Consider the following 14,919-nt stretch of genomic DNA (forward strand, 5'->3'; position numbering starts at 1 on the left):
TCGATCCATCCATCGATCCATCGACCCGACCACCCTGAGGACTTGAGGAGACGACATGCCGTCGACCGACCTGATCTGCGTGGAGAAGGGCTCCCCGACCCCCGAGGAGCTGGCCGCCCTCACCGCCGTCCTGCTGAGCCGGCAGGCCGCCGACGCGGCCCCGGACGACCTCGCCCGCCACCACCGCGCCACCGCCCGCTGGAGCAGGCCCGACCGGACCCCGCGCTCCCCGGGCCCGCGCAGCTGGCGCGCCTGAGCCGTGCCCGGCCGCAGCGTCCGCACGCCGTCCGTATCCGCCGAGGAAGGAACCCACCTGTGATCACCGACGAGTCCGAGCACACCTCCCGTCACCGTCTCGACCCGCGCTCCCTGCACCCGACGCCCCTGCCCACGCCCCTCCTCGCCGGTGAGGACGAGAGCGACACGGGGGAGCCCCACATCCTGCGCGGACTCGACTGAGGATCCCGCCCGGGCCCGCCGGCCCCCCGCCCGCACCGACCCCGCCCGTACCCGCCCCGCCCGTACCAGCCCTGACCGCACGACCATCGGAGCCCTGATCCCTATGCCAGCGTCGCCCGCCAGCACGTCCCGGGGAGTCCGCCGCATCGCCCTCGAAGGGGGCGGCGTCACCCTGTCCGCCCTCCTCGCCGAGGCCCCGCACCACCCGCCGCGCGCCACGATCGTGGCCCTGCACGGCGGAGGAATGAGCGCCGGATACTTCGACGGACAAGCGCATCCCGACCTCTCCCTGCTGACCCTCGCGGCAGGGCTCGGCTACAACGTCCTGTCCGTGGACCGCCCCGGCTACGGCAGCTCCGCCACCCAACTCCCGGAGGGCCAGACCCTGGTGGAGCAGGCGGCCACCCTGTACGCGGCCCTGAAGCACTACTCCTCGCTGTACGAGACCGGCGCGGGGTTCTTCGTCCTCGCGCACTCCTACGGCGGCAAACTGGCGCTCACCGCCGCCGCGGACGAACAGGGCGCGGCCCTGATCGGGCTCGACATATCGGGCTGCGGCCACCAGTACGCCGTCGGGCCCGAGGAGCTGCCGGGCGCGCAGGTGCGCGGGCGCATGTCGCTGACCTGGGGCGCGCTGCGGTACTACCCGCCGAACACGTTCCGCAGCAGTGCCTCGCTCGTCGCCCCGATGCCCGCGCGCGAGGGCCGCGAGGCCGCGCTCTGGCCGGACACGTTCCCGGAGGTCGCCGCCCGCGTGCGGGTGCCCGTCCGGCTGACCTTCGCCGCGCACGAGGCGTGGTGGCGGCACGACGAATCGGCCGTCGCCGACCTCACCGCCCGGCTCGCCTCGCCGCGGGTCGTCGTCGACCGGATCCCCGAGGCCGGGCACAACATCAGCCTGGGCTGGGCGGCCCGTTCGTACCACCTCAAGGCCCTGGCGTTCCTGGAGGAATGCCTCGCCGGACGGGTGTGAGCGCCACCCATGCAGACGTTCCGCTCGCTCGCCGTACGCAACTTCCGCCTCTTCACGGCGGGCCAGGTCGTCTCCGTCGCGGGCACCTGGATGATGGTCGTGGCCCAGGACTGGCTGGTGCTCTCGCTCACGGACGACTCCGCCACCGCCCTGGGCACCGTCACCGCCTTGCAGTTCACGCCCCTGCTCCTGCTCACGCTCTACGGCGGCCGGCTCGCCGACCGGCACGACAAGCGGCTCCTGCTCACCGTCGCGAACACGGCCTCGGGGCTCTTCGCGCTGCTCCTGGGGCTCCTCGTGCTCGCCGACCGGGCCGCGCTCTGGCAGGTGTACCTCTTCGCCCTGGCGCTCGGCACCGTCAACGCCCTGGAGATCCCGACCCGCATGGCCTTCGTGAGCGAGATGGTCGGCGCCGAGCTGCTGCCGAACGCGTCGGCGCTCAGCGCGGCGTACTTCAACGTCGCCCGTGTCGTCGGCCCTGCCCTCGCGGGCCTGCTCATCAGCCGCTTCGGCACCGGACGGGTCATGACGCTCAACGCGCTGAGCTACGCGGCGACCGTCGTGGCGCTGCGCATGATGCGGCCCGGAGAGCTGCTCCGGGCGCCGCGTGCGGCCTCCCGGGCGCGCGTCGTCGACGGGCTGCGTCATGTGCGGGGCCGTCCCGACCTCATGCTGCCGCTGGCGCTCGTCGCGGTGATCGGTGTCTTCGGCTTCAACTTCCAACTCACCCTCCCGCTTCTGGCCAAGACCGAGTTCCATTCCGACGTCCAGGCGTTCGGCCTGCTCACCACGGCGCTCGCCGCCGGGTCCCTCGCGGCGGCCTTCGTCACCACCGCGCGCCGGGGCCGCCCCACGAGCCGTACGGTCCTGCTGGCCGCGCTCGGCTTCGGCGTCCTGGAGACGGCCACCGGTCTCGCGCCCTCGTATCCGGCGGTCGTGGTCCTGCTCGTGCTCACCGGCTTCGCGACCGTGTGGTTCGCGCAGGCGGCCAACCACCGCGTCCAGCTCGGCACCGACACGGAGTACCGCGGCCGGGTGATGGCGCTCTACACCCTGGTGTTCCAGGGCTCCACCCCGCTCGGCGCGCTGTTCGTCGGCCGGCTCAGCGAGGAGGCGGGCGCGCGCTCGGGGCTCTACGTCGGCGGGCTCGTCTCCTGCGTCGCGGCCCTCGCCGCGCTGGCGGCGGAACGGGCGCGGCGGCGCCGCGTCAGATGCCCATGCGCACACCGATGCCGTCGAGCACACAGTCCAGACCCGACTCGAACTTCGCCTGAGGGTCTCCAAAGTGGCCTCCGGCACTAGCGCTGCGCTGGTACGCGGGGTACCGCCCGGTGCTCACCAGCCAGGTGAACTCCGGGGCCATGGCCATCTTCACGTCGTCGCTGTGGGTCCAGCCCTGCCCCTTCATGAGCAGCCGCATGGACACTTCGGTGTACGAGCTGCCGTACACATAGGCGTTGACCGTCTCGAACACGGCCATGCTCAGGGCGGGGCTGAGACCCGCGGCGTCGAGCGCGACGAGCGCGTGCTCGGTGACGGCGAGACGGTTCGGCGTCGGGGCGAACATCGCCTTCGGCGACGAGAGCTGCGAGAGCCAGGGGTGCGTGAGCACCAGCTCACGGGTGTTGATCGCGAGCACCCGCATCGTCTCGCGCCAGTCGCTCGGATCGGCGGGGACCTTCAGGTCGCCGTAGACCGTGTCGACCATCAGCTCCAGGACGTCGTCCTTGCCGGACACGTACCGGTAGGCAGCCATCGGGGCGACCTCCAGCTCGGTCGCAAGGCGCCGCATGGTGACGGCGTCGATGCCCTCCGCGTCGGCGATCGCGACCGCGACCGAGGCGATCCGGGCGGGCGAGAGCGCGAGGGCGCGCGGCGCGGCCACCGGCCGCTCCAGACGCTCCCACAGGGAAACCTTGTCCTTGCCGCCGTCCTTGCCGCCGACCTCGCACTGAGACGTGGTGGGGGACTTCTTCTGACTGGCCACGGGTGTGGCCTCCTTCCCGTTCACCTGGATACAGCGTATCAGCAGTAGACAACGTACACACTGCTGTGTACGTTGTATTTGTCGCTGGATACGGCGTACACAAACTTCCTCAAGGAGTCAGTCATGCCCGAGAAGAACGAGGGCCCCCTGCACGTCGCGGTCATCCTGGGATCGACCCGTGACGGGCGCTTCGGGCCGGTCGTCGCCGACTGGGTGCTCGGTCACCTCGGCCAGCGCGACGACATGACCGCCGACCTCGTCGACCTGGTGAAGACGCCGGTCCCCGCGGTCCTGCCGGACGTCACCAAGGCCCCGGAGCCGGCCAACGCCGAGCTGCTGGAGAAGGTCTCGCCGCGGCTCGGCGCGGCCGACGCGTTCATCATCGTCACGCCCGAGTACAACCACAGCTTCCCCGGCGGCCTGAAGGACGCCATCGACTGGCACAACCCCCAGTGGCACGGCAAGCCGGTCGCCTTCGTCTCGTACGGCGGCCTGTCGGGCGGCCTGCGCGCGGTGGAGGGGCTGCGCCCCGTCCTGGCGGAGCTGAACGCGGTGACCATCCGCAACACGGTCAGCTTCCACAACTACCCCGCGGTCTTCGACACGGACGGAAAGCCCACCGACCCGGCCGCCGACGGCGCGGCCAAGTCACTGCTCGACCAGCTGGCGTGGTGGGGCCTCGCCCTGCGCGACGCCAGGGCCATCCGCCCCTACGCGGCCTGAATTCCACCACCTCAGAAGGGGGAGTCGCGATGACGACCATCGAAGCCGGGGAACCTGAGACCACGGCAACCGAAACAAAATCCCCGGCCCGCCAGCGGTCGCTCTACTTCGGCGTCTTCGGGCTGATGCTCGGCATGTTCCTCGGCATGCTGGACGGCTTGATCGTCGGCACCGCGCTTCCCACGATCGTGGGTGACCTGGGCGGGCTCGACCGGCTCTCCTGGGTGGTGACGGCCTATCTGCTCGCCACGGCCGCCTCCACGCCCATCTGGGGAAAGCTCGGCGACATGTACGGCCGCAAGGGCTCGTTCATGACCGCCATCGTGATCTTCCTGGCCGGTTCGATGCTCTCGGGCGCGGCCCAGGACATGAACCAGCTCATCGCCTACCGCGCCCTCCAGGGGCTCGGCGCCGGCGGTCTGATGGTCGGCGCGCTCTCCATCATCGGTGTGCTCGTGCCGCCGCGGGAGAGCGGCAAACTCCAGTCCATGCTCGGCGTGATGATGCCCGTGGCGTACATCTCCGGGCCGCTCATCGGCGGATTCTTCACCGATCACCTGAGCTGGCGCTGGGTGTTCTACATCAACGCGCCCCTCGGTGCCGTCGCCCTCGTCGTCGTCGGCCTGGGCATCCGGCTCAAGCGCGAGCGCTCCAAGGCGAAGATCGACTACCCCGGCGCCGCGCTCCTGGTCACCAGCGTCCTGGCGCTGACCCTGCTCTCCACCTGGGGCGGCAACAACTACGCCTGGCTCTCGCCGGAGATCCTCGGTCTCGTCGCGGTCGCGGTCTTGGCGTTCGCCTGGTTCGTCCGGGTGGAGAAGCGGGCCGAGGAGCCGCTGATCCCGCCGCGGCTCTTCCGCAACCGGAACTTCACCGTCGTCCAGGTGCTCAGCCTGCTGGTCGGCGCGGTGATGTTCGGCGCGACCAACTACCTCCCGCAGTACATGCAGTTCGTGAAGGGCATGTCGCCGACCGCGAGCGGCATGCTGCTCCTGCCCCTGATGTTCGGCATGCTGGCCGTGCAGATCACGGTGGGCCGGCTGATCAGCAAGACCGGCAAGTACCGCATCTACCCGATCCTCGGCGGCGTCTTCAGCGTCGCGGGCACCCTGGTCCTGCTGCTGCTCCAGGTGGACACCCCGGTGGCCCTGGTCTCCGGCCTCACCCTGGTGCTCGGCATCGGCCTCGGCTTCATGATGCAGAGCACGGTGCTCATCACCATGAACAGCGCGGAACCCCGTGACATGGGCGCGGCCAGCGGTTCGGTCACGCTGATCCGTACGCTCGGCGGCTCGCTCGGTGTCGCGGCGCTCGGCGCGGTGTACGTGAACAACCTGGCGGGGGAGCTGACCGCGCGGCTCGGCTCCGCCGAGGGCAAGAAGCTGTCCGAGGACGGCAGCAGCATGACGCCCGAACTCCTGAAGGGCATGCCCGACAAGATCCGGGACGCCTACGAGGCGGCCGTCACCAGCGGCCTTCAGGGCACCATCATCGGTGCGGCCGCCCTGGCGGTCCTCATGTTCGCCATCTCCTGGCTGATCCGCGAGGTCCCGCTGCGGACGGTGGCGGGCCAGGACCTGGAAGACGCCGAGAAGGCCGAGGCCGCGAACGCCGATACGGCCGAGCAGGCCGGGCACGCCGAGACGGTCGAGCACGCCGAGTCGGCCGAGCACGCCGGGAACGCGGAAAAGGCGGCCTCCGCGACATCCACGGAGGCCGCACGGACGGCAGAGAAGACAAGAACCCCCTGACCACGGTCGGGAGCGGCGGCAGCGGGCTTACATCCCCCGGAGTCCGTGACGCCCTCCCGGCCGTGCCCCGAGCCCCTCGCCCCGCCTTCCCGGCGGGGGCGAGGGGCTCGCGGCGTTTCAGGCGCGGTGGGACGCGGCCAGCTGCTCCAGCGTGGAGACGATGTCGTGCGGGCTCGGCGTGGCGAGCATGTCCCGGTGCAGGCTCCGGGCGCCCTCCCGGAACGACGGCTCGTCCAGGACGGCCCCGAGCTGCTTGCGCACGGTGTCCACGTCGAAGGGGGCGTTGTCGACGACCAGCCCCGCGCCCTGCTCGGCGACGTACCGGCCGATGTCGGTGACGTGCGGTCCGTCCTCCGCGCAGATCAACTGCGGGACCTGGTGCGCGACGGCCGCGGCGAAGGTCCGGCCGCCGCCGTGGTGCACGACCGCCGAACAGGTGGGGAGCAGCTCGTCGAGCGGTACGTACTCGATGGCGCGCACGTTGTCCGGCAGGGTGCCCACCTCGGCGATCTGCGCGTCGTTGAGGGTCGCCACCACCTCCACGTCCAGCTCGGACAGCGCCTCGACGAGCCCGGCGAGGGGGAACCTGCCGGCGCCGGCGAAGACCTTGCGCATGCTCACACCGGCGGACAGCGCCACGCGCGGCCGCTCGGGCGCCTCCCACAGCCACTGGGGGAGCGCGCCGGACCCGGTGTAGGGCACCGCGCGGACCGGGACGTAGCGCAGATCCACGGGCAGCCGCATCCGTGCCGGCATCGGATCGATGCTCCACTGGCCGACCAGCAGGTCCTCGGTGAACTCCAGGCCGAACCGGTCCAGCGCCCAGTGCATCTGACTGGCCATGAGGTCACCGCTGCCGCCGGACTCCACACCGGCGAGCCGCAGCTGCTCCCGGGTCCAGCCGATGTCGTCGACCGACCACAGGAAGCGGGCGTGCGCGGCCCCGCTGGCGCGCGCGGCGACGGCGCCCGGGAAGAACATCGGGTCCCAGATGACCAGATCGGGGCGCCAGGCGCGGGCGTGGGCGACCAGGTCGTCCATGGAGGTGGTTCCCCGGGCCGCGGAGGGCGGCACGGAGAAGAACTTCATGAACGCGCTCAGGAGGGGGCGCGGCGGCAGCGGCTTGCGCTGGTGCCACACGGGGGACCGGCCCTCAAGCGTGTCGTCGAGGGCCGCGAGCAGGGCGGTGCCGGACGCCATCTCCTTGTTGATCCTGGCCAGGAAGCCCTCCTCGCCGACGGGGACGGCCGTCAGACCGGCGGCCGTGACCGCGTCGACCAGCTCCGGCGGCGTGGCGACCCGGACCTGGTGTCCCGCGCCGGTCAGCGCACCGGCCAGCGGGACGACCGGATAGAGGTGCGCCGTGGCCGGCACCATCGCGAACAGTACTTTCATGCCAGAACTCCGTAGTCATGTGTGGGGGGTTGCGGGTCAGAGCCGTTCGAGCTCGCGGACCACGTCGGAGGGAAGGGGCAGCCCGGCGATCTCCCGCGCCAGCTCGCCCGCGCTGCGCCGGAACGAGGCGTCGCCCAGGATCTTCTCGGCGGCGGCCGCGGTCTCCTGCGGCCCGTCCTCGCCCGGCATGAGGGTGAGGGCCGAGCCCTGGTCGGTCAGCCGCCGCGAGGCGGGGATGGCCAGCGGTCCGTTGGGCAGCGAGAGTTGGGGCACCCCGGCGTTCATGGCGGTCATCATGGTGACCCCGCCCCCGTGGTGGATCATCAGATCGGAGGTGGGCGCCACCACGTCGAGCGGAAGCCAGCCCGCCCGCACCCGCGGGTTCTCGGCGCGCAGCTCGGCGGCGATCTCCTCCGGGGCCGCGACGACCAGCTCCACGTCCAGGGCGCCGATCGCCTTCGCCATGTCGCGCAGGAAGGCGAAGCTGTTGTCGTGACCGCTGCGCGAGGCCCGGCTGCCGGAGGTCAGACAGACGCGGGGCCGCTCACCCTTGGCGTACATCCAGGGCCGGAGGACCTGCTGCTGGTTGCCGGGAATCCAGCGCATCAGCTGGGCCGGGGCGGCGCCCGGCGGTTGCAGGGCGGGCGGGCAGATGTCGATGAACAGGTCCGGCTCCGGAAGCCGTTCGAGGCCCATCTCCCGCAGCTCGGGCCGGAGTTCCTCGTCCGCGCCGGGGTGGATCGTGTCCGCCTCGGAGATGTCCCAGGCGTGGCGTACGACGGGGATGCCGAGCCGGGCGCCGAGCAGCCCCGCCGCGTACGACATGGTGCCGCCGACCACGACGTCCGGCCGCCAGTCGCGGGCCAGGTCGAGCAGCGGCCCGAAGTTGGCGGCGGCCATCCGTCCGAACGCCCGCCCGGCGAACGGGCCGCCCTCGTCGGGGCCGGCGGGCAGGGCGAGGTCACGCCCCGCGCGGTCCTTGGAGATGAACTCCCACAAAGGGCGGTCGGTCAGCGGAACGGCCGGAAGCCCGACGCCCACCACGGCGGGCATCGCCTGGGCGTGCGCCGCCATGAAGACCTCGTGGCCGCTGTTGCGGGCGGCGGTGGCAAGCGGCGCCAGGGCGTAGACGGTCGCCGAACTGCCGGAACTGACGAAGAGAATGCGCATGAGGTGTCCCACCGTTGTGCCGGTAGCCCGGCGGTGAACGTCTTCCTTACGGGGCCGGGTGACCGGCCTGCGTGAGCTGCTCCAGATCGGCGGCGACCCGCGTCGGCGAGGGCATGCCCTGCACCTCCCTGCGCAGCTCGTCGGCGGCCTTGGTGTAGCCGGGCTCGGTGAGCAGCTCGGCGAGGGCCTGGCGCAGCGACCCGGGGTCGTTCTGCGCGTCGGCGTCGTCGAGCGTGATGCCCGCGCCCACGTCGGCGAGCCGGTCGCCGTGCGCGAACTGGTCGGCGAACTGCGGCAGCACGAGCTGGGGCAGGCCGAAGGACGTGGAGGTCATCGCCGTGCCCGCGCCGCCGTGGTGGACCACCGCGTCGCAGCTGGGCAGGAGCAGGTTCAGCGGCACCGGATCCACCAGGTGCACCGATCCCGGCACGGGCCCGATCCCCTCGCGGTGGCGCGCGTCCACCGTCGCGAGCACCTCCACGTCCGGCTGCTCCCCGAAGACCTGGAGCATGCCGCGCATCAGCGGCACGCCGTTCATGTCCAGGGTGCGGCCGCCCAGCGACACGACCACCCGGCGCACCCCGGGCTCGGGGCGGTGGCTCGCGAGCCACCGGGGCAGCGTGCCGTTCCCGTTGTACGGCACGTGCCGGATCGGCGTGCCCCGGGAGGTGTCGGGCATCTGCAACGAGGGCGGGCAGGGGTCGAGCACCACGGCGGGGGCGGGCAGCTCCGCGAGGCCGAAGCGCCCGCACATCGCGCGCAGGGCCACCTGGGCCTGTTCGTGCGCCACGTCCGACATCGGGTCCACGCCCCAGCGGTGGCGCACGAACAGGGCGCCGGTCAGCGCGGCGACGATCGGGGCGCTGAACTCCAGCGGATCGCCCACCACGAGATCGGGCCCGAAGGCGCGGGCCGTCTCCAGATAGGACTCGCAGTGGTAGCGGGTGTGCACCGACCAGCCCGTGCCGGCACCGGCGATCCGCTTCTCGATGTCGGCGCGCGAGGTGGTCTCCAGGGGGCGTTTGCCGTCCCTGGCCGCGCCGTTCAGGAAGTCCTGGATGTGGTAGGCGGCGCCGACGCTCACCCCGTTGAGGCCGGCCGCGGCGACCGCGGGCAGCACGTCGGGCTGGCCGGCCACCAGCACCTCGTGGCCCGCCGCCCGCAGCGCCCAGGCCAGCGGGACCATCGGGGTGAAGTGCGTCGGGACCGGGGTGGACATCATCAGAACGCGCATCTGGTCTCCTTGGGTGGGATGGGGCGGTCAGTCCGCGGGGCGCCGGCCCCAGGCCGTGACCAGCAGGGCCGTGAGGTCCCGGCCGGCGGGCGTGCCGAGCGTGTCCATGAAGGCGGCGAGCTCGGCGGCGGTCACCACGCCCTTGTCGACGAGGTTCTGGCCCTCCTGCCGCATCCGGAGCCCGATCAGTTCGTCGTCGACCGGGGACTGCCCGGGGCCCGCGGGGGTGAGGTGGGTGCCGATCGAGGTGAGGCCGGTGCGGGCCAGGGCCGCGGGCAGCCCGCGCGCCCAGCTCATGTCCGCGCCGATGGACTTCATGTGGCCGACGTAGCCGCGCAGCAGGGCGCGGCCCACGGCGGTGGGCGCCTCGTCGGCGGGCATGTAGTAGAAGTCGCCGACGACCAGCCAGCCGCCGGGCGCCAGCCAGGTGCGGGCCCGCGCGAGAGCCGCGTCGGGATCGCGCAGGTGCTCAAGGGTGGCGCGGGTGAAGATGAGGTCGAACGACCCCGGCGCGAAGTCCAGTTCCTCGATGTCGGCCCGCCGGACGGTGAGGCCGGCGGTGTGCCCCGCGTCGAGGTGCGTGGTGTCGGTGTCGACGGCGAGCACGCTCCCGCGGTGCGCGCGCCGGGCGAGCCAGAGGCTCATCGACCCGGCGCCCGCGCCCAGTTCGAGGCAGCGCCAGGCCGGGTCGAAGGGCAGACCGTCGAGGACCTCGACGGACGAGGGGTCGTACTTCTCCTCGAACAGGCGCAGCTGGCTGAGCGGCGACACGGCCCCGGTGGTCAGCGAGCCCGTGCTGCGCGCCGCCGTGGGCGGTGCGTCCGTCCCGGCGTCGATCTGCTCGGCCAGGGTGCACAGGACGAGGTGCGGGGCAGCGGTCTCCAGCCGGGCCACGGCCTCCTGCCCGGCGGCGTTCTGCGGGTGGTCCATGTAGGCGCGGAAGGAGTCCTCGTCCAGCCACTGCGGGTAGTTGACGTAGGTCGAGCCGTCGTCGCCGATGTACGGCGTCGCGGAGACGAAGCCGGGGTGCGCGTGTTTCCAGCCGCCCGCGTCGCGCAGCAGGGCGGCCAGGGCGAGGGCGTCGTCGCGCCCGCCGACGTGCCGCACGGCGTAGCACATGATGCCCGCCCGCCGGCCCGCGTCGGGCCCGTCGAGCCCGCTCTGCGGGGTGCCGCGGAAGGAGGTGTGCGCGAGGACGCCGGGCCGCTCGGACAGGGTGCGCAGCGGGCTGTCGGCGGGGGCCGCGTCGGCCGTCGCGAGGAAGGCCTTCTCGTCGGCCCACTCGACGCGGCTGACCACCGTCGTCCGGTCGAGGCCCAGGTGCAGCCGGGCGGAGCGAAATCCCTCGCGCCCGCTGACCCACTCCCGTATCTCGGCGGCGAGCAGGCCGACGAGCCCTTCGGCCGTCTCGGGCGCGTCGGTGCGCAGCTCCTCGAAGACGGCGTATCCCACCGCGCTGCCGTTGCCGGTCGTTGAGGTCATGAGTGGTGTCCCTCCTGAAGTGGTGTCACTTGCGGTGCCGCGCGGTCAGCTGTTCGAGGACCGGCACGATGTCGCCGGGGCTCGGGACGGCCGCGGCCTCGTCGCGCAGCTCCGCCGCGCCCTGGAGGAAGGACGGCTCCTCCAGGAGCCGGACGATCCCCTCCCGCAGCCGCCGCGGGGTGAACTCGCCGCTGTCGACGACCAGTCCGGCGCCGCGCCCGGCGAGATGGCCGGCGATGGCCTTCTCGCCCCAGAACTCCATCGGCACCACCAGCTGCGGCACCGCGTGGGCCACGGCCGCCGCGAACGTCCCGCCGCCGCCGTGGTGCACCACGGCGGAGCAGCTCGGCAGCAGCAGATCGAGCGGGACGTACTCCGTCATGCGGACGTTGGCGGGGATCGGTCCCGTGGCCGCGTACCGTCCGGCGTCCAGGGTCGCCACCAGCTCGATGTCCAGGTCGGCGACCGCCTCGAACAGGTCAGGCAGCGTGACGCCGCTCTCCCGGAACAGCTGCCTGCCGCGCCCGCCCACGCCCAGGGTCAGGCACACCCGGGGCGCGCGCACCGGCTCGCGCAGCCAGTCGGGCAGCGCGGCGGTCCCGTTGTAGGGCACCCGGCGCACCGGCACGGTCTCCAGGCCGAGCGGCAGGCGCAGGGCGGGCGGCATCGGGTCGATCGTGAACTGGCCGAGCAGCAGCTCCTCCTCGAAGGCGTGGCCGAACTTGTCGAGCATGGGGGCCATCAGGCCCGTCACGGGGTCGGTGTCGGCCGGGCGCCGCGCGAGCCGCTCCAGCGACTTCGCGCGCAGCCAGGCGATGTTGTCCCGGCCCCACAGGAGGCGCGCGTGCGCGGCCCCCGAGGTCTTGGCGGCGACCGGCGCCGCGATGCTGAAGGGGTCCCAGATCACGAGGTCGGGCCGCCAGCTCTCGCAGAAGGCGACCAGGTCGTCCAGGGCGCCCCGGGAGACGTTGAGCGGGCCCAGGGTCTCGACCCACTTGCGCGCCCACAGCTCGCCGTCCCCTGTGTCCTCGCCCTCGTCGAGCGAGAGCCGGGCGTTGAGGACGTCGAGCAGGTCGGGGTTGGTGGCGAACTCGACCACGCCGGTGAGCTGCCGCGTGGCCCCGAGCGGCACCGCCGTCAGCCCCGCCGCGCCGACGGTGTCCGCCATGCCCGGGTGCACCGCCACCCGCACCTGGTGGCCCGCCCCTTGCAGCGCCCAGGCCAGCGGCACCATCGGGTGCACGTGTGCCACCCCGGGGAAGGGCACGAACAGGACGCGCAGCGCGGGGCCGCGCGGGACGGACGCCGTCGCGGGCGCGGCGGTGGCCGTGAGGCCGGCCAGCTGGTCGCGCAGCGAGTCCTCCAGCGAACGCCGCGGCCGCCAGCCGAGCACGTCGTGGGCCCGGGCGATGTCGACCTGCTGCCAGGCGGCCCCGCCGACACCGGCAGGGCCGTCGGCGGCCCGCTCGCGCACCGCCCCCGGTACCCCGCCGAACGCGACGAGCCGCTCCACCAGGTCCCGCACCGGGACCGCCTCGCCCCGGCCGATGTTGAAGATCCGGCCGTCCGCGGCCCCGTCCGGCGCGTCGGCCACCGCGAGCACGGCGTCGGCGACGTCGCGCACGTCCACGTAGTCGCGGCGGGCCACCAGCGGGGAGACCTCCAGCGGGGGTGGCGGCTCCGCGTCCGTCGTGTGGCGGGCCACCTGGGCGGCGACGAGACCGAGCAGGCTCGCGGGCGGTGTGCCGGGGCCGCAGACGTTGACGATCCTGAGCACGGCGGCCCGCAGCCCGTCCTCGCGCGCGGCCTTCAGGACGGCTTGGGTCCCGAGGAGCTTGGTGCGCCCGTAGTGGGTGACGGGCGCGGTCTCGTGGTCCTCGGCGATGCCGGTGCCGGCGGGCGCGGGGGCGTACTCGTGGACCGTGCCCAGCTGGATCAGGAGCGGGTCGTGGGCGCTGCGGGCGGCCGCGGCGGCGAGCCGGGCGGCGAAGTCGGCGTTGAGCCGCCGCATGCCGTCCTCGTCGCTCTGCCAGGCGATGCCGGCCGCGTTCACCACGACGTCCGCGCGGGTGTCGGCGAGCAGCCGGTCGAGTGCGGCGGGCCCGGCGGCGGCCAGGTCCAGGGCCACGCACCGGCCGTCCCCCGACGCGGTGCGCGACACGCGTACGGTCTCGGTGCCCGCCGCCTCGAACGCCGCGGCGATCCGGCGGCCGAGGAACCCGGTGCCGCCCAGTACGAGTGCTCTGCGCTCAGTGCTCATGAAGGTCCTCCTCGGGAAGGGCCGCCGGGAACCCACGCGGCCGGACATGACACAGGTCAGGGGCGCGCGGTCTCCCACGCGCCCCTGACCTGAGGTGGGGTGTCGTCAGCCGGTGTACGGGGTGCGCTCGCGCGCCGTGCGCAGGGCGTCGGCCCACCACACGAGCTGGTCGAGCAGCTTCTTGGCGGCGGCCTCGCTGCCCTCGGGGCTGGCCGGCTCGCCCTCCTTCTGGAAGTCCGCCCACGCGTTGTGGAAGCTGATCATCTCCCGCACGGTCGTGGAGTGGACCTCGGCGAAGATCTGCCGCAGGTGCTCGGCGGCGCGCAGGCCACCGCCCATGCCGCCGTACGAGACCAGGCCCACCGGCTTGGCCGTCCACTCGGCGAGGTACCAGTCGATGGTGTTCTTGAGCGCCGCGGGGACGGTGTGGTTGTACTCGGGCGTCACGACGACGAACGCGTCGGCCCGGCCGAGCTTCTCCTGCAGACCGCTCCAGATGGCGGCGACGTCGTCCGGTGCCTTCTCGCCGAAGGCCGGCATCGCCAGCGGCAGCGGGTGGTCCGCGATGTCGACGATCTCGGCCTCGACGTCGCCGTGCAACTCCGCCTGTCCCGCGAACCATTCGGCCACGGTGGTCCCGAATCGGCCGCCGCGGACGCTGCCGATGATGATGGCCAGTTTGATCGGGTTCTCGGGCATGCATAAACCTCTCAGGACGTGAGTGCCGCAGACAGTGCGCTGGCAGCTAGCACCAACGGTCTTCGGGCCGCAGAGGGGAGTCAACGCACTTCACCTGGAATTGACATAGATCTGTCCTGGTCAGAGCCCTGGCCGTGGCGGGCTACTCACCGACGCGCTCCGGCAGTTCGCCCCGTGCGGCGGGATTCGCCCGATTCCGTGATCAACTGACGCAAGTTACATTCGTTGGACCGGGGACCAGGGACACCCTCAGGGAGAGGCCGATCATGAACATCTCCTTCTTCGGCAGGTGGCGCAGGCAGCAGTCCGCCGACCGGGGCCCAGGACTCGCCTCGGCGTTCGACGAGGACCCGGCCGGGGTGGCCGATCTCCTCGCCGAATGCGAGCTGCTGCGCTCCCAGGCGGCCACCGCCGGGCTCGAACTCGACGACTCCCCGGGCTCGTTGACCGCCCTTGACCAGCTCCTGCCGCGCTGGCGCGACGACCCCGAGCTGCTGCCGTGGCTCGGCAACGACGCGGGCCTGTACCTCGGTTCGGTCATCGTCCGTACGGTGCCGGGCACCACCTGGCACGTGTGGCCCGGCGGCAGCCCCGTCGTGCGGCTCGCCTCGGGCCGGGAGATCCAGGTGGTGGAGGCGGGCCTCGACTGGGCGGTCCAGGGCGCCCCCGAGCTGTCCCAGGTGTACGCGGAGGCGTCGGAGGCGTGACCGCCGGGATGACGTAACTGCAAATACGGTTAATGCCCATACGTGCGTGTCGTCCAGTAAGTCCCGTTTTCACGTGGAT

The 14,919-nt window shown here is 72.7% G+C and carries 14 protein-coding genes; 7 read left to right on the forward strand and 7 right to left on the reverse strand.

From position 1 onward, the window contains the following. Positions 1 to 55 precede the first annotated feature (55 nt). The 4 genes from QBL25_RS32555 to QBL25_RS32570 all read left to right on the forward strand — a co-directional run bounded on the left by QBL25_RS32555 (position 56) and on the right by QBL25_RS32570 (position 2,734). The gene (locus QBL25_RS32555) at positions 56 to 256 is read left to right on the forward strand and encodes an acyl-CoA carboxylase subunit epsilon (RefSeq protein WP_409060525.1); all 201 of its coding nucleotides are present in this window, start codon (positions 56 to 58) and stop codon (positions 254 to 256) included. A 59-nt stretch (positions 257 to 315) separates the two neighbouring features. Next, complete coding sequence (locus QBL25_RS32560; RefSeq protein ID WP_409060526.1) at positions 316 to 459, forward strand: hypothetical protein; 144 nt, start codon at positions 316 to 318, stop codon at positions 457 to 459. Between the two features lie 103 nt (positions 460 to 562). Further along, positions 563 to 1,432: an alpha/beta hydrolase gene (locus QBL25_RS32565; RefSeq protein ID WP_409060527.1), complete on the forward strand. Its 870-nt coding sequence runs from the start codon at positions 563 to 565 to the stop codon at positions 1,430 to 1,432. Between the two features lie 9 nt (positions 1,433 to 1,441). Next, complete coding sequence (locus QBL25_RS32570; protein WP_409060528.1) at positions 1,442 to 2,734, forward strand: MFS transporter; 1,293 nt, start codon at positions 1,442 to 1,444, stop codon at positions 2,732 to 2,734. Here the strand turns inward: QBL25_RS32570 and QBL25_RS32575 are convergent. Continuing rightward, on the reverse strand, positions 2,640 to 3,419 hold the full coding sequence (locus QBL25_RS32575; protein WP_409060529.1) for a TetR/AcrR family transcriptional regulator: 780 nt from the start codon (positions 3,417 to 3,419) through the stop codon (positions 2,640 to 2,642). The two genes, QBL25_RS32570 and QBL25_RS32575, sit on opposite strands and share 95 nt — an antisense overlap. Before the next feature lie 123 nt (positions 3,420 to 3,542). Here QBL25_RS32575 and QBL25_RS32580 point away from each other — a divergent pair, with 123 nt between their 5' ends. Both QBL25_RS32580 and QBL25_RS32585 read left to right on the forward strand, forming a co-directional pair. Further along, on the forward strand, positions 3,543 to 4,142 hold the full coding sequence (locus QBL25_RS32580) for an NADPH-dependent FMN reductase (RefSeq protein ID WP_409060530.1): 600 nt from the start codon (positions 3,543 to 3,545) through the stop codon (positions 4,140 to 4,142). 29 nt (positions 4,143 to 4,171) lie between these two features. Beyond that, positions 4,172 to 5,893: an MDR family MFS transporter gene (locus tag QBL25_RS32585; RefSeq protein WP_409060531.1), complete on the forward strand. Its 1,722-nt coding sequence runs from the start codon at positions 4,172 to 4,174 to the stop codon at positions 5,891 to 5,893. A 117-nt stretch (positions 5,894 to 6,010) separates the two neighbouring features. Here the strand turns inward: QBL25_RS32585 and QBL25_RS32590 are convergent, their stop codons facing one another. The 6 genes from QBL25_RS32590 to QBL25_RS32615 all read right to left on the reverse strand — a co-directional run bounded on the left by QBL25_RS32590 (position 6,011) and on the right by QBL25_RS32615 (position 14,133). Further along, on the reverse strand, positions 6,011 to 7,288 hold the full coding sequence (locus tag QBL25_RS32590; RefSeq protein ID WP_409060532.1) for an activator-dependent family glycosyltransferase: 1,278 nt from the start codon (positions 7,286 to 7,288) through the stop codon (positions 6,011 to 6,013). 36 nt (positions 7,289 to 7,324) lie between these two features. After that, positions 7,325 to 8,458: a glycosyltransferase gene (locus QBL25_RS32595; RefSeq protein ID WP_409060533.1), complete on the reverse strand. Its 1,134-nt coding sequence runs from the start codon at positions 8,456 to 8,458 to the stop codon at positions 7,325 to 7,327. 46 nt (positions 8,459 to 8,504) lie between these two features. Next, positions 8,505 to 9,692, reverse strand: coding sequence for a nucleotide disphospho-sugar-binding domain-containing protein (locus QBL25_RS32600; RefSeq protein WP_409060534.1), 1,188 nt, complete (start codon positions 9,690 to 9,692; stop codon positions 8,505 to 8,507). Between the two features lie 27 nt (positions 9,693 to 9,719). After that, entirely contained in the window at positions 9,720 to 11,174 is a 1,455-nt protein-coding gene (locus QBL25_RS32605) for a class I SAM-dependent methyltransferase (protein WP_409060535.1), read from the reverse strand. 25 nt (positions 11,175 to 11,199) lie between these two features. Further along, the gene (locus QBL25_RS32610) at positions 11,200 to 13,434 is read right to left on the reverse strand and encodes an activator-dependent family glycosyltransferase (RefSeq protein WP_409060536.1); all 2,235 of its coding nucleotides are present in this window, start codon (positions 13,432 to 13,434) and stop codon (positions 11,200 to 11,202) included. A 105-nt stretch (positions 13,435 to 13,539) separates the two neighbouring features. Beyond that, on the reverse strand, positions 13,540 to 14,133 hold the full coding sequence (locus QBL25_RS32615; protein ID WP_409060537.1) for an NADPH-dependent FMN reductase: 594 nt from the start codon (positions 14,131 to 14,133) through the stop codon (positions 13,540 to 13,542). A gap of 266 nt (positions 14,134 to 14,399) precedes the next feature. Between QBL25_RS32615 and QBL25_RS32620 the strand changes: the two genes are divergently transcribed. Beyond that, positions 14,400 to 14,840, forward strand: coding sequence for a DUF6278 family protein (locus tag QBL25_RS32620; protein WP_409060538.1), 441 nt, complete (start codon positions 14,400 to 14,402; stop codon positions 14,838 to 14,840). Positions 14,841 to 14,919 lie beyond the last annotated feature (79 nt).

Source organism: Streptomyces sp. SYP-A7185 (assembly GCF_046103685.1).
GTDB lineage: Bacteria > Actinomycetota > Actinomycetes > Streptomycetales > Streptomycetaceae > Streptomyces.

What these genes read in the sequence shown, in the direction of transcription:
- QBL25_RS32555 (WP_409060525.1), top strand. Translation starts at nt 56, where the DNA reads ATGCCGTCGACCGACCTGATCTGCGTGGAGAAGGGCTCCCCGACCCCC.
- QBL25_RS32565 (WP_409060527.1), top strand. Translation starts at nt 563, where the DNA reads ATGCCAGCGTCGCCCGCCAGCACGTCCCGGGGAGTCCGCCGCATCGCC.
- QBL25_RS32570 (WP_409060528.1), top strand. Translation starts at nt 1,442, where the DNA reads ATGCAGACGTTCCGCTCGCTCGCCGTACGCAACTTCCGCCTCTTCACG.
- QBL25_RS32580 (WP_409060530.1), top strand. Translation starts at nt 3,543, where the DNA reads ATGCCCGAGAAGAACGAGGGCCCCCTGCACGTCGCGGTCATCCTGGGA.
- QBL25_RS32585 (WP_409060531.1), top strand. Translation starts at nt 4,172, where the DNA reads ATGACGACCATCGAAGCCGGGGAACCTGAGACCACGGCAACCGAAACA.
- QBL25_RS32590 (WP_409060532.1), bottom strand. Translation starts at nt 7,288, where the DNA reads ATGAAAGTACTGTTCGCGATGGTGCCGGCCACGGCGCACCTCTATCCG.
- QBL25_RS32595 (WP_409060533.1), bottom strand. Translation starts at nt 8,458, where the DNA reads ATGCGCATTCTCTTCGTCAGTTCCGGCAGTTCGGCGACCGTCTACGCC.
- QBL25_RS32600 (WP_409060534.1), bottom strand. Translation starts at nt 9,692, where the DNA reads ATGCGCGTTCTGATGATGTCCACCCCGGTCCCGACGCACTTCACCCCG.
- QBL25_RS32605 (WP_409060535.1), bottom strand. Translation starts at nt 11,174, where the DNA reads ATGACCTCAACGACCGGCAACGGCAGCGCGGTGGGATACGCCGTCTTC.
- QBL25_RS32610 (WP_409060536.1), bottom strand. Translation starts at nt 13,434, where the DNA reads ATGAGCACTGAGCGCAGAGCACTCGTACTGGGCGGCACCGGGTTCCTC.
- QBL25_RS32615 (WP_409060537.1), bottom strand. Translation starts at nt 14,133, where the DNA reads ATGCCCGAGAACCCGATCAAACTGGCCATCATCATCGGCAGCGTCCGC.
- QBL25_RS32620 (WP_409060538.1), top strand. Translation starts at nt 14,400, where the DNA reads ATGAACATCTCCTTCTTCGGCAGGTGGCGCAGGCAGCAGTCCGCCGAC.